Source organism: Paenibacillus sp. FSL L8-0663 (genome assembly GCF_038008125.1).
GTDB lineage: Bacteria > Bacillota > Bacilli > Paenibacillales > Paenibacillaceae > Paenibacillus > Paenibacillus polymyxa_D.
The window spans coordinates 4,582,583-4,596,046 of sequence record NZ_JBBOYM010000001.1 but is presented as its reverse complement, the minus strand read 5'-3'; the positions used below and the strand labels follow the sequence as shown (position 1 = coordinate 4,596,046).

At 45.7% G+C, this 13,464-nt stretch carries 13 protein-coding genes; 12 read left to right on the top strand and 1 reads right to left on the bottom strand.

Going from position 1 to position 13,464, the window contains the following annotated elements; translation table 11 throughout:
* The first annotated feature begins 47 nt into the window (after positions 1–47).
* From licT to yunB, 10 genes are all read left to right on the top strand, one after another.
* A complete protein-coding gene (gene licT, locus MKY75_RS20310) occupies positions 48–878 on the top strand; it encodes a BglG family transcription antiterminator LicT (RefSeq protein ID WP_029518185.1) in 831 nt (276 codons plus the stop codon).
* Positions 879–1,128: 250 nt separating this feature from the next.
* Complete coding sequence (locus MKY75_RS20305) at positions 1,129–3,018, top strand: beta-glucoside-specific PTS transporter subunit IIABC (protein ID WP_029518186.1); 1,890 nt, start codon at positions 1,129–1,131, stop codon at positions 3,016–3,018.
* Positions 3,019–3,238: 220 nt separating this feature from the next.
* Positions 3,239–4,729, top strand: coding sequence for an alanine/glycine:cation symporter family protein (locus MKY75_RS20300; protein WP_029518187.1), 1,491 nt, complete (start codon positions 3,239–3,241; stop codon positions 4,727–4,729).
* A 184-nt stretch (positions 4,730–4,913) separates the two neighbouring features.
* Positions 4,914–5,483 (top strand): bifunctional transcriptional activator/DNA repair enzyme AdaA, encoded by a 570-nt coding sequence (locus tag MKY75_RS20295; protein WP_039272725.1) that lies wholly within the window; start codon positions 4,914–4,916, stop codon positions 5,481–5,483.
* 16 nt (positions 5,484–5,499) lie between these two features.
* Positions 5,500–6,042, top strand: a complete 543-nt coding sequence (locus MKY75_RS20290) for a methylated-DNA--[protein]-cysteine S-methyltransferase (RefSeq protein ID WP_029518188.1) — start codon at positions 5,500–5,502, stop codon at positions 6,040–6,042.
* Positions 6,032–6,847, top strand: coding sequence for an SPL family radical SAM protein (locus MKY75_RS20285; protein WP_165148462.1), 816 nt, complete (start codon positions 6,032–6,034; stop codon positions 6,845–6,847). Before MKY75_RS20290 ends, MKY75_RS20285 begins: the two co-directional genes overlap by 11 nt.
* Positions 6,848–6,910: 63 nt before the next feature.
* Positions 6,911–7,528: a DNA-3-methyladenine glycosylase family protein gene (locus MKY75_RS20280; RefSeq protein WP_340886362.1), complete on the top strand. Its 618-nt coding sequence runs from the start codon at positions 6,911–6,913 to the stop codon at positions 7,526–7,528.
* A gap of 19 nt (positions 7,529–7,547) precedes the next feature.
* Positions 7,548–8,237 (top strand): DNA alkylation repair protein, encoded by a 690-nt coding sequence (locus MKY75_RS20275; protein ID WP_340886360.1) that lies wholly within the window; start codon positions 7,548–7,550, stop codon positions 8,235–8,237.
* 89 nt (positions 8,238–8,326) lie between these two features.
* Positions 8,327–9,259 carry an aldo/keto reductase gene (locus MKY75_RS20270; RefSeq protein ID WP_165148471.1) on the top strand — a complete coding sequence of 311 codons (933 nt, stop codon included), beginning with the start codon at positions 8,327–8,329 and terminating at the stop codon, positions 9,257–9,259.
* A gap of 126 nt (positions 9,260–9,385) precedes the next feature.
* Complete coding sequence (gene yunB, locus MKY75_RS20265) at positions 9,386–10,195, top strand: sporulation protein YunB (RefSeq protein WP_165148474.1); 810 nt, start codon at positions 9,386–9,388, stop codon at positions 10,193–10,195.
* A gap of 46 nt (positions 10,196–10,241) precedes the next feature.
* On the opposite strand, the gene MKY75_RS20260 is transcribed toward yunB, so the two are convergent.
* Positions 10,242–11,348: a M23 family metallopeptidase gene (locus MKY75_RS20260; RefSeq protein WP_039272724.1), complete on the bottom strand. Its 1,107-nt coding sequence runs from the start codon at positions 11,346–11,348 to the stop codon at positions 10,242–10,244.
* Positions 11,349–11,594: 246 nt separating this feature from the next.
* On the opposite strand from MKY75_RS20260, the gene lipA reads away from it, so the two are divergent.
* Together lipA and MKY75_RS20250 are read left to right on the top strand one after the other, a co-directional pair.
* Entirely contained in the window at positions 11,595–12,497 is a 903-nt protein-coding gene (lipA, locus tag MKY75_RS20255; RefSeq protein ID WP_029518195.1) for a lipoyl synthase, read from the top strand.
* A gap of 24 nt (positions 12,498–12,521) precedes the next feature.
* Entirely contained in the window at positions 12,522–13,436 is a 915-nt protein-coding gene (locus MKY75_RS20250; RefSeq protein WP_165148477.1) for a YutD family protein, read from the top strand.
* The last annotated feature ends 28 nt before the right edge of the window (positions 13,437–13,464 follow it).

Here is a 13,464-nt window from a genome sequence, read left to right as displayed (position 1 = left end):
GATGGAGCAAGTGTGGCTCTTGCTGGCATATGGAACGGGGGATCAAGATGAACATAGCAAAGGTCATCAACAACAATGTAATCAGCGTCTACCAGACGGACGGTACCGAACTCGTGGTGATGGGGCGGGGGATTGCTTTTAAGAAAAAGCCTGGAGACAAAGTAGACGAAACCAGAATTCAGAAGGTATTTGCTCTGAAAAACAAACAGACGTCCGATAACTTTAAAATGCTGTTACGTGAGGTACCGCTTGATTTGATCATGATTGTAGAGGAAGTCATAAATGACGCCAAGCATAATCTGAATAGAAAGCTGAACGAAAATATTTATGTTTCGCTGACCGATCATATCAATTTCGCTGTTGAAAGATACCGGGAAGGATTGGAAATTAAAAACGCGTTGTTGTGGGAAATCAAACAGCTATACAAAGAAGAATTTGCGATAGGTCTGAAAACGCTGGAACAAATCAAACAAAAGCTCGATATTGAACTGCCTGTAGATGAAGCAGCTTATATTGCCCTTCACATCGTAAATGCTGAAATGAACGAGGAAGTCATTACAACCATGAGTATCACGAAGTTTATCCAGCAAATTATCAATATCGCAAAGTACCATTTTAAGGTTGATTTTGACGAGGATTCTTTGAGTTATTTCCGCTTTATTACGCATCTGAAATTTTTTGCCCAGCGCGTATTTAAGGGAAATCACTATGAAAATAACTATGACCATTTGTATGACATGATTAAGGAAAAGCACAAGGAAGCAGCTGCTTGTACTGAGAAAATCGGAACCTTTGTAAAAAAAGAATACAATCACGAATTGACGAACGAAGAAAAGCTGTATTTGACTGTGCATATTGAACGAGTGGTGAACAGATAAGTTGAACTTTTTTAGTAAAAAAGAATCAAAAATATATTTAAAATGTTTTTGTTGACAAATATGGTAGATTAAATGTATTATGTGAGTAACAGGAATTTAATAATTTTTAACTGGGATTGTTACTGGTTATGCAGGCAAAACCTAAGTCATGAAAAATTGCGGGACTCAAGTGCCCACCATTTTTCAAGGCTTAGGTTTTTTGTGTGCCTAAATATGGTAAAAAGCCCCTTAGAACATGGAGGTGTCCATCATGAGTTATGAACAACTGGCTAAAGAAATTGTGCACCTGGTAGGCGGCGAAAAAAATGTAGTATCGCTCGTACACTGCGCCACGCGCCTGCGTTTTGTACTAAAAGATGAGGCGAAAGCAGACAAGGCAAAGCTGGAGAAAACTGATGGAATTATTACGGTCAAGCAGAGCGGTGGCCAGTTCCAGGTTGTGGTCGGCAACAAAGTACCAGAAGTGTATAATGCCATCGGCCAAGTATCCAACATTTTAAATGAAACTGGAAAAGAAGATCATTCAGCTAAAGGCAAGAAAGGGTTTGGCGCTGTAATCGACGTAATTTCCAGTATTTTTGCACCGTTGCTCGGAGTTATGGCGGGGTCCGGTATTTTGAAAGGTCTACTGCTGATTGCGAGTAACCTCGGCTGGTTGGTTCCGAAAGACACTACTTATATGATTTTGTATGCTGCGGCTGACAGCTTGTTTTATTTCCTGCCGCTCTTGTTAGCGGTTACAACGGCACGGAAATTTGGAGGTAATATCTTCGTTGCTCTGACCATCGCCGGAGGGCTGCTTTACCCGACCATTGTCACGTTGAAAACAGAAGGTACACCTACAGACTTTTTCGGTATTCCTATTGTGATGATGAGTTATTCATCTACCGTTATTCCGATAATTTTAGCCGTTATCGTCATGAGTAAGCTGGAAAAATGGTGCAATCGCGTGATCCATGAGAGTGTCAAAAACTTTATTACACCTTTGATTCTACTTGTAATTATGCTTCCTCTGACCCTGATGGTTTTTGGTCCAGTCGGGGTGTATGTGGGCAACGCAATCGCTACCGCGCTCGTTGCTGCGTTCAGCTTTAGTCCGCTGCTGGCTGGAGCAATTCTTGGTGCTTGCTGGCAGTTGCTCGTTATTTTCGGTGTTCACTGGGGTCTTGTACCTGTATTCATTAATAATATTGCTGTTAATGGCAGAGACGGGATCAAACCTTCCGCTGCGGCATCCATCTTTGCTCAAACCGGCGCTTCGTTCGGTGTTATGCTGAAAACGAAAAATAAAAAGCTGAAAACACTAGCGGGTTCCGCTACACTTACCGCTTTGTTCGGCATCACGGAGCCAGCAGTTTATGGGGTTACGCTGCCGTTGAAACGTCCGTTTATTGCAGGTATTATCGGTGGTGCTGTCGGTGGTGCCATTATCGGTCAAGCGGGAACGCAAGCATTTGCCTCCGGCGCACCTGGATTGCTGACCTTGCCGATCTTTTACGGTCCTGGCGGACAAGGCTTCCCAGGATTGATTTTAGGGATTACCGTTTCATTCCTGGTGTCGGCCATTTTGACTTATATTTTAGGTTTTGAAGATCCAGTTGAAGAAGAGGAAACTACTAACAATTCGGCTAAAGAATCGACATCTACAGTTGCAGTTTCTAATGAAGAGGTACTCAGCCCGATTGAAGGAACGGTGGTCGCTCTGTCGGAGGTTCCCGATCCAGCATTTGCTTCGGAAGCTATGGGTAAAGGTATCGCCATCCAACCGACAACGGGCAGAGTCGTAGCCCCGTTCGATGGAACCATCACCGTGGCGTTCAAGAAAAAACATGCGCTTGCAGTTGTTTCGCATCATGGCGCAGAAGTTCTGATTCACGTCGGAGTAGATACGGTCAAGCTGGACGGTAAACATTTTACGTCCCATATCAAAGAAGGCGATCAGGTGAAAGCTGGGGACCTACTGCTTGAGTTTGATGTTGAGCAAATCAGGGCAGAGGGTTATCCTACGATTACGCCAGTTATCATTACGAATTCTTCCGAATATACTGAAGTCCTTCCAATCGCTCAAGGAGAGGTAACGGAGCAGGCCCCGCTGTTGAAACTGTCTAGCGCTCTGAATGAGAAAGAAAGCATTGCCTAAATGTCTTAAGGACAAGGCTCTGATGATCCATATTCCCGGATCATCAGAGCTTTTTTGTCGTCCTTTCAGGTAGCAGATAAGTCGATTTGTAATTGACAATATGTCAATTAAATTAGCTTGTACGGTTGTAAAAACTATTCTATAATTTCTTGTAAATATGAAAAATTTTCTGAAAACATTAACTGAATATGAATTGATGGATCAGGGGGAAATGCAAGGAATGTTAGAGAAGTGGGCAGAGGCAGTAAATGGCGTCATTTGGAGCAATCCTGTGGTATATGTCTGTTTGAGCGTGGGGCTATTATTTTCAATTATGACTCGATTTCTGCAAATCAGACATTTCAAAGAGATGATTCGCCTTGTCTTTAAAGGGAAAAGTTCTGAGGCAGGTGTATCCTCATTTCAGGCCTTTACGATGGCGTTATCAGGACGTGTAGGAACGGGGAATATTGCGGGGATTGCACTGGCAGTCGGTATGGGAGGACCCGGGGCAATATTTTGGATGTGGGTCATGGCTTTTATCGGATCGGCCACTGCGTTTGTTGAATCTACACTGGCTCAGATCTATAAGGTAAAGCGTGATGGTCAGTATCGAGGCGGCCCGGCCTTTTATATTGAAAAAGGGACAGGCTTAAAATGGTTTGCGGTTATTTTCGCAGTTGTAGCGTTGGTCGCTATGTGTTTACTGTTGCCGGGAACTCAATCGAATTCGATTGCGGTAGCTTTTCATAGTTCGTTTGGTATGGATATGAAGGTTTCCGGGATAGTAGTTGTGGTGTTGCTGGCGCTTATCATATTTGGTGGTGTAAAAAGAATTGCCAATGTGGCACAGGTAGTCATACCCTTTATGGCACTTGGCTACATCCTTGTCTCTTTCTATATTATGATGACGAACATTACTGCGCTTCCCGATGTATTTGCCCTTATTTTTCGCAGTGCCTTCGGTATCGATTCAGTGTTCGGTGGTATAGCAGGGACAGCCATTGCCTGGGGGGTAAAACGAGGCATTTATTCGAATGAAGCAGGACAAGGCTCTGGTGCCCATCCAGCCGCCGCCGCAGAAGTGTCTCATCCGGCAAAGCAAGGACTGGTTCAAGCATTTTCTGTATATGTAGATACCTTTTTAGTCTGTACGTCTACGGCTTTCATGGTCTTGTTTACAGGGATGTACAATGTGAAGGGACCAGGTGGGGGCTATATTGTGCAGCATCTTCCGGGTGTTGAAGAAGGAACTCAATATACACAATCTGCCATCGAATCGGTATTTCCGGGTTTTGGGTCGAGTCTTTTGTCCATTACATTGTTCTTTTTCGCCTTTACCACCATTATCGCCTATTATTATATCGCTGAAACGAATATGGCCTACCTGATTGCCGATCGTAAAGCCAAATGGCCTATGTTCCTGTTAAAGCTGGTTATTCTGGGTTCGACATTCTATGGAACGGTTGTCAAGGAATCTGCGTTGGCGTGGACACTGGGGGATGTGGGGGTCGGTATTATGATGTGGGTGAATCTGATTGCTATGATCCTCCTGGCCAAGCCTGCGCTTCTGGTGCTTAAGGATTACGAACGGCAACGGAGGCAAGGGATAGACCCGGTATTTGATCCGAAGAAGGCAGGGATTTCAAATGCCGATTACTGGTCAAAGGAATATCAGCCTCCTTCAGATGAGTTGACGATCACCGCTAAACCAAGCAAGCTTCAAGCCTAATAAGATAGAGAAGTAAGATCAAAGGTGGCTCCGCGGGGAGTCATCTTTTTTTCGTTATCTTGCCTTTACATTCCAAGAAGGGTACATATGTTCACTATTTAGTTTATAATTTAGACAGAGGGATTTTGAATAATCCTGCCATAGATATGTGGGAGGTCACATTTGCATCAGAGAGGTGATTTGAATGAGTACATCCGATTTATCCATAACTGACGACAAGTGGAGAGCTATCGTAGAAAACGACAAGTCTTATGACGGGATATTTTTGTACGCCGTGAAGACAACGGGAATATTTTGTCGCCCCTCCTGCAAATCCCGACCTCCCAAAAGAGAGAACATCCGTATATTTAAAACAGCGGAACAGGCATTGGCTGAGCATTTCCGTCCATGCAAAAGGTGTAAACCGACAGGACAACGATTGCCTGATCATGAATGGATCGCACGGGTTACAGAATACGTGAATTCTAACTATATGAAGGACTTAACATTGCACATCCTAGCTGAGATAAGTCATGGAAGTCCGTATCATTTACATCGTACCTTCAAGCGGGTCATGCATCTAACCCCGATGGAATATATACAGCAGACCAGGTTGGAACAAGCGAAGGAGCTGCTCATCTGCTCAGATATATCTGTTGCGGAAGTGGGGGAGAACGTAGGTCTGTCCAATGCACCTTACTTTATTACGTTATTTAAAAAGAATACAGGCTACACCCCATTGCAATATCGCCAACTCAAATCGAAAGCAACATAAAATGGAGGTACACAGCATGGCACATCAAATAAATAAAACGATCTATTGGTCATTGTTGACACATGAGGATTGGAATTTATATATTGCAGCTACATCGGAAGGATTATGTTATGTGGGCTCGCCCAATCATCCTGTAGAGGAATTGTTTTCATGGGCAGGAAGTCGATTTCCCGGTAGCCCTTTAGTTGAAGAGGATGCCGCTTTACAGCCCTATGCCAAGGAGCTGATTGAATATTTCCAAGGGGAGCGCACCCAATTTACATTGCCCTTTGACTTTCAGGGGACTGCATTCCAGCTGGCGGTTTGGAATGCGTTGTGTGATATTCCGTATGGGGAAACACTATCCTATTCAGATATTGCCAACGCTATTCAAAAACCAGCCTCTGTTCGTGCGGTGGGGGCCGCCATCGGTGCTAATCCGATTTTGGTTACGGTCCCTTGTCATCGGGTCATTGGTAAAAATGGAGCTATGACCGGATATCGTGGTGGTTTGGACATGAAGGTTAAGCTTTTGCAGCTCGAAAAGGAAAGAGTGGCGTTGGTTCAGTATGAAAAATGAGTATTACAAATCCCCAAAGACACTTCTGAATAAAGGGACCGGCTTCTTGTCAGGGTATACACACTCGTTGAACCCGTATACAGGTTGTACCTTTGGTTGCTCGTATTGCTATGTACGCCAATTGCCAGTCTCCACATTTCGGAAGGAAGCGTGGGGGACATGGGTTGATATTAAAAATCAGGCGGCAGATATTCTTCGCAAGGAACTTCGTAGAGCCAAATCCAAAGGTAAAGTCACGATTTTCATGTCGTCAAGCACAGATCCTTATCAGCCTGCTGAGTACAAGGAAGAGGTGACCCGGTCTCTGCTGGAGGTGATGGTGGATGAGCCACCAGATTTTCTCTTTTTACAGACGCGCAGTCCACTGGTACGGCGGGATACCGATTTACTGCTCCGATTGGGGGATCGTGTTCGTGTAAGTATGACTGTAGAAACAGATCGAGAAGATATACGCAAACATTTTACCCCCGAAGCTCCTCCCATCCAGGCTCGTCTCCAAACGCTGCATCTCTTAAAGGAGGCAGGTGTACCGACGCAAGCTACGATTGCTCCGATGCTTCCAAGCAGTGAACATTTTGCAGACAAGCTCGTGCCTCTGGTCAACCGTGTCTGTATTGATGATTATTTTATGGGAGATGGCAGTGGGGGGAGACGAACGCGTAGCTTAAAAATAGGTGCGCTGTACGAGTCATTGGGGCTGGAAGAATGGTATCATCCTGCTGCCTATAAGACGGTTTATGAACGTTTTCTCCATGTTTTCCCGAAAGAACAGCTCTACGTGAGCAAAGAAGGATTCGAACCTTGATGCAACAGCAGTCTATGCCATTGAATCAAGAGTAGACCATATAAGGGGGCAGCGGGAGAACGAATGCAAACTGTAATGACCAAAAACTTTGACTATGGGGAAAAGGAAATCAATTATCTAAAAAACGTAGATACCGTACTTGGTGCAGCGATGACGCAATTGGGCAAGGTAGAACGGGTGATCATTCCCGACCTGTTTGCGGCGCTCGTTCATGCGATTGTGGGACAGCTTATATCGGCCAAGGCGGTTCAAACCATATGGGCAAGGATGCAGGAGAAGTTAGGCGTGATCACTCCACAAAATATAGCTGTTCAGACGGCTTTAGATATTCAAAGCTGTGGCATCACCATGAAAAAGGCCACATGTATCCTTAATATAGCCCAGTCGATCGAGCAGGGCCTGTTGGATTTACAGAAATTATATGAGCTTTCCGATGCACAGGTGATCGAGAAATTGTCCTCGCTGCAAGGGATAGGACCTTGGACGGCTGAAATGATGCTGATGAATTGCATGGAGCGTCCAGATGTCGTCAGTTGGGGTGATATGGCTATTCGACGGGGAATGATGAAGTTGTACCATCTGGATACATTGACCAAGCAGCAATTCGAGGAGTACCGCCGAGTCTATTCGCCTTATGGTTCGGTGGCCTCCATTTATTTGTGGAGTATCTCATTTCGTTAAAAATCAGGGAGTGGAAACGATGGAGAAAACAATCAGAGAACAAATACTGTCATATGTGGATGCGGATTTTCAGAAATTCACGGCTGCATTGCTTCCGACGATTAATAATGTGCTGGGTGTACGTCTGCCAATGCTGCGTAAGCTAGCTCAAAATATCGCCAAAGGGGATTGGCGTCTCTATCTGGAGACTGCTGAAAGTGATCACTTCGAAGAAGTCATGCTGCAAGGCATGGTGATTGGTTCTGTAAAAACGGGTATAGAGGAAGTTTTGAGTTATACCGCCAAGTTTGTTCCTAAAATTGATAATTGGTCCGTATGTGATAGTTTCTGTGCCGGATTGAAAATCACCAAACATCATAAAGAACGGGTGTGGGAGTTTATTCAACCCTACTTGCTCTCCAAGAAAGAATATGAAATTCGGTTTGGTGTAGTTATGCTTCTGAATTTTTATATTGAGGAACAGTATATGAACCGGGTGTTTGCTCTGCTAGATCAGACCCATCGTGAGGATTATTATGTACAAATGGCGGTAGCATGGGCGATATCGATCTGTTATATCAAACTGCCTGAGGCAACGATGGCGTATTTAAATCATAATACATTGGATGATTTTACTTTCAATAAAGCTCTGCAAAAAATCACGGAATCATATCGGGTGGATCAGGCCACAAAAACGACCATTCGTAGTATGAAGCGAAAAAGAAAATAGGATGGGGCTCAGCAGCCAGGTACGCACTTTGCCTTTTTTGGAATTTAATAATAAAATGGAAGTAACTTTCGAAAAGGAGATGACGTGAATTGGCAGAGCAAGTGCGTCTTGGTAAAACAGATTTATATGTAAAACCAATCGGTTTGGGTGCAAATAAGGTGGGAGGACATAATCTCTTTTCCGATTTGAACAATGAAACGGGCAAAGAAGTCGTTCGCACAGCTTTGGACAATGGCATCAACTTTCTGGATACGGCTTTTATTTATGGACCTGAGCACTCGGAACGATTAATTGGTGAGGTATTGAAAGAGCGTGGTCAGCGTGATAAAGCTGTTATTGCCACAAAGGGTGCACACAAATTTGTGAACGGAGAGATTGTTTTTGACAACTCGCCTGCTTTTTTACGAGAATCCGTCGAATCTAGTCTGAAAAGATTGCAGACCGATTATATCGATCTGTTCTATATCCATTTCCCCGATGAAGCTACGCCGAAGGCAGAAGCAGTCGGAGAACTGAAGAAGCTTAAGGACGAAGGCAAAATCAAGGCTATTGGCGTATCTAACTTTTCCATTGAACAACTTAAGGATGCGAATAGCGACGGTTATGTAGATGTGCTCCAATCCCAATATAATTTGTTTCAACGGGAAGCTGAGAAGGATCTGCTGCCTTATACCAAGGAAAATGGCATTTCGTTTGTGCCTTATTTCCCGCTAGCTTCAGGATTGCTGGGTGGTAAGTATACGAAAGACATGACCTTCACGGACATTAGAGCGAATAATCCACTGTTTCAGGGAGATACATTTGCTCTTAATTTGGACAAAGTGGAGCAGGTACGGGAGATTGCCAATGCGTTGAATGCAGAGGTTGCTCACGTAGTGCTCGCATGGTATTTGACCCGCGATTCGATTGATGCCCTCATTCCAGGGGCGAAGGGGCCGGAGCAGGTGCTGGCGAATCTGAAGACGCTAAATGTCCAATTGAGTCAGGCTGATATCGAAAAGATTGACCATATTTTCAAATAATGAGTGCACCTTATATTTGCAATTATATATTTGTTCCATCTAGAGGAGCTGCCGGACGGGCGGCTTCTTTTTCGTCCCTTCCTTGCATATCCTTGTAGGGTAAGTTCAACGCTGCGGGGGGATCGGATGATGAGAAGACCGCAATGGCACAGCGCGCCCAACAGAAGGCGACGCGGCAGACGTAGAGTATTTTTGATTGTGGTACTGGCGCTGCTGGTAGGAATCATACAGGTGGCTGCTTATGTGGAGCAGCATTTGAAGCCGCCTATGATGCATCTGGCAAAAGTGCGGGTCAAACAAATGGCGACGGAGGCTATTAATTCAGCAATTACAGCACAGGTAGAGCAGGGGAAGACAGCTGATAATTTGATCGAATGGAGAACGGATGCACAAGGAAGAACCTCCGGCTTTGTTCTGAATTATGCAGAGCATATGAAAATTACGTCAGACACGCTCAAAGCAGTTAAGGCAACGATGGACAGCATGAGCCATTTTGATGAGAGCGTTCCGATTGGTCAGGCATTGGGCAGTCCATTGTTGGCAGCTTATGGCCCCAAGATTCCTCTAAAGGTGGAGCCGCATGGAGCGATCAAGGTGGATTTAAATACGCGGCAACAGGATGCGGGCATAAACATGATCTTGGTTGAAGTGTATATTCGGATTACGACGGAAGTGTCTGTGGTTATACCGTTTGAGATGCAACCTCAGATTGTGGAGACGGAAATCCCCGTTTCTTATTTGCTGGTGGTGGGCAACGTTCCGATGTACTACTATGACAATCAGGGAAAACCAGTAGGTAAAAATGGTGCAGCCGCTCCGCAGTTGGCGTTGCCTCCCCATTCCATAGAGAGTAGCGGCGCTATAGATTCCAGCATAGTAAGTGTTCCAGAGGTACAGGAAGACCCAAACTCCTCTAGTCAGCCCCCAACGCCATAGAGCAGAGTGGAGTGGCGTGAGTTGCTCTGGAAAAATAAAAGGGACCCTATGAGGAGGTCCCTTTTGTCTTTCCTGTTTTGAGCGCTTTGCGTTCGGACTGCTCCCACTGTCTTAATAATGGATACGGGTCAAAGGACCAATCTGCCCAGCCATTGTCCCGATATATACCATAGTGCAGATGCGGTGGAAACTTGCCTTGGGTACCAGGTTTTCCATAGCCCGAGCTTCCGACCCAGCCAACCGTCTGGCCAGGTGTAACGACGTCTCCGTTGTGAACGGTTTTGTCAAAGCCGGAAAGGTGCGCATAGTAGTGATAGCGGTTGTTGAGATCTCGGATTCCGATGCGCCATCCTCCAAAGGGATTCCAGCCCTTCATTTCAACTACACCGTAGCAGGTACTGCGAACTGGAACTCCGTAGCCAGCAAACAGGTCAGTTCCTTCATGTATACGGTAGCCCCCCCAGCTGCGACGGCTTCCCCATGTGCTGCGGTAGCTATAAATGCTGCCTAAAGGAAGGGGGAAAGCTTGACTGACCAGATCCAGCTTGCCATACGTCCGATACAGCTTGGCAAACTGCTGAACTCTTTGAACTGCGCGGCTGTTATGGTAATATTCCCAAACAGCAATACCAAATTCATCCTCGTTGTTTCCATACTTTCCGAGATAAGATGCGATGCTGAACAGCAGATCCTTGTCATTATTACGGTCAGCAATTCCATCACCCGAACCGTCTTGTCCCAGCCCGGAAAATAGTTCTATGGAACGTGGATTTTGATCCTCCGAATCAGGGTTCATCAAGCCGGACCAGATCGGTCCCGTAACGAAAATACCTATGGTCCGTTCTGCATGCTTGCGATCTTTGGGATGAGCCACCGTAAGTGTACGTTCATACTGGTCGATGGCGGCCAGCCTGTACCAAGGGACTCCTGTCAGGGCTTCGATGGAACGATATAAAGCAAGCCTGGAAATATACATTGAAGACTGTGCATGTTCAGCATCTACATTAACTGTCAGGCTGCTTCCGGCGGACGAGGATTGTAAGTGATTGGCAAAGGCATGGGCAGGAAGCGGACAGGCCGTTGTCAGTGTAGCAGCGCATATCAGCAGCGATAACAGACGAACAGCGCGGGCTGTCCGCGTAGGGTAAGGCACGTGAACCGACCTCCTATAGAAGGGCTTAACCGCCCAGTAAATTCTAGACCCTATTCAATAGCGTGAATAGGGCGCTTTTGTTTAGATTGAGCCATATCCGCCGCTTTTATCCATATAAAAAGTTTACTTTTTTCGGCATCAATGTCATATCAAAAAGGGAACAATGAATGGAGGTTTTTCCATGGCTTTCATGTTATAATGTATGACAATGACAGCTTAAGCTTATCAGAAAGAAGGTCTATGCCATTGTCTAGAAAAGAGAAGGAAGCTAAGCCCGACTGGATTCGTATTAAACTTACGACAGGCGATAACTATCAAGAAATCAAGAGCATGATGCGTTCCAAGACATTACATACCGTATGTGAGGAGGCACGATGCCCTAATATATATGAATGCTGGGCCAATAGGACAGCTACATTTATGATTTTGGGTGATATTTGTACGCGTGCGTGTCGTTTTTGCGCAGTAAATACGGGATTGCCTACGGAACTTGACTTGCAGGAGCCTGATCGCGTCGCGGAAGCGGCTGGGAACATGAATTTGAAGCACTGTGTCGTAACCAGTGTGGCTCGCGACGATTTAAAAGATGGGGGCGCTACTATATTTGCAGAAACGGTTCGTGCGATTCGCGGCCGGTTACCTTTGTGCAGTGTAGAAGTATTGATTCCCGATTTTATGGGCGATATTGAATCGCTGCGAATCGTCATGGATGCCAAACCAGATATTCTGAATCATAATATTGAAACGGTGGAGCGCATGTCCGACAAGGTTCGGGCTAAAGCGAAATACCGTCGCTCTCTGGAGCTGCTTCAACGTGCGAAGCAATTAAATCCGGCTATTCCAACGAAATCAAGCATCATGCTAGGTGTCGGAGAAGAGTGGGACGAGATCTTACAAGCCATGGATGATCTGCGTAAAGTCGATTGTGACATTCTGACAATTGGTCAGTATTTGCAGCCGTCCGAGAAACATTTATATGTGCAAAAATATTATCCACCGGAAGATTTTGCGAAGTTAAAGGAAGAGGGATTACAGCGGGGATTCAGCCACGTCGAATCTGGACCGTTGGTCCGCAGCTCCTACCAAGCGCATGAGCAGGTGAAGTCAGCCGCTCAGCATAAGGAAGAAAGCGCCCTTTCGCAGGCTTGATCCGGGAAAGGCGGTCAGAATAGCTTGTTTCAAATCGGTGGTAAAAACTATGAATTGTTGCAGGATCACAAGAACGGATGGAATCCCGAAGCGTTTCGTGATCGGTATAGTGAAGTGCTGGATCGCTATGATTACATTATTGGTGATTGGGGTTACAATCAGCTGCGTCTGAAGGGCTTTTATCGAGACGGCCATCCCAAAGCAAATAAGGATACATCTATAGGGGTACTGGACGATTACATTAATGAATACTGCAATTTTGGCTGTGCCTATTTTGTGCTGCAAAAAAGCCGTGAAGTGGTTAATAAAAACGGCGTCAATGATGAAATCGTTGCTCCAGATATTCAGCAGTTGGTAGATGCTCAAAGGGAACAAGCGGGAACGTTAGAAACCGAAGAGCAGCAAGAAGTATTGCAACATATAGCTGGAGAACAGGAGTGGCCGCAACCACAACAGGATTCCACAGCTACGGAGGAATCGCTAGTGGAGCAGCCTCGAGAATTCCGAGAACCACGCGAGTTGCAACGTCGGGAACCGAAGGATGCCCAGGAAGTACGTGAGCGACAGCCGCGTGAAGCTCGCGAAAGTCGTTCATCCAGAGAAGGACGTGAAGGAAATCGGCAACGTGAGCCACGTGAAGCACGTGATTCGCGCCAGCCAAGAGAACCACGTGAAGCAAAGGATGGACGCAATCCGGGTGAAGGGCAGCAAACTCGAGAACCGCGTAGACAGCGCAATCAGCAAGGGAATTTCGATAAAAAGGAATCGCGTGGACCACGCTATGAGCGTCAACCAAAGGAAAATCGGGAGGGACGGCAAGTTCGTGTCTCACGTGAACCTGAGGGCCAGCGTCAGACCCATCCAGCTGCTAAAGCCGAAAAAACTGAGGGTAGTAAAAAGAATAAAACATTTACTGCTCCACAACAAAACGGTTCCTGAATTTTCAGGAACCGTTTTGTTTGTAAAA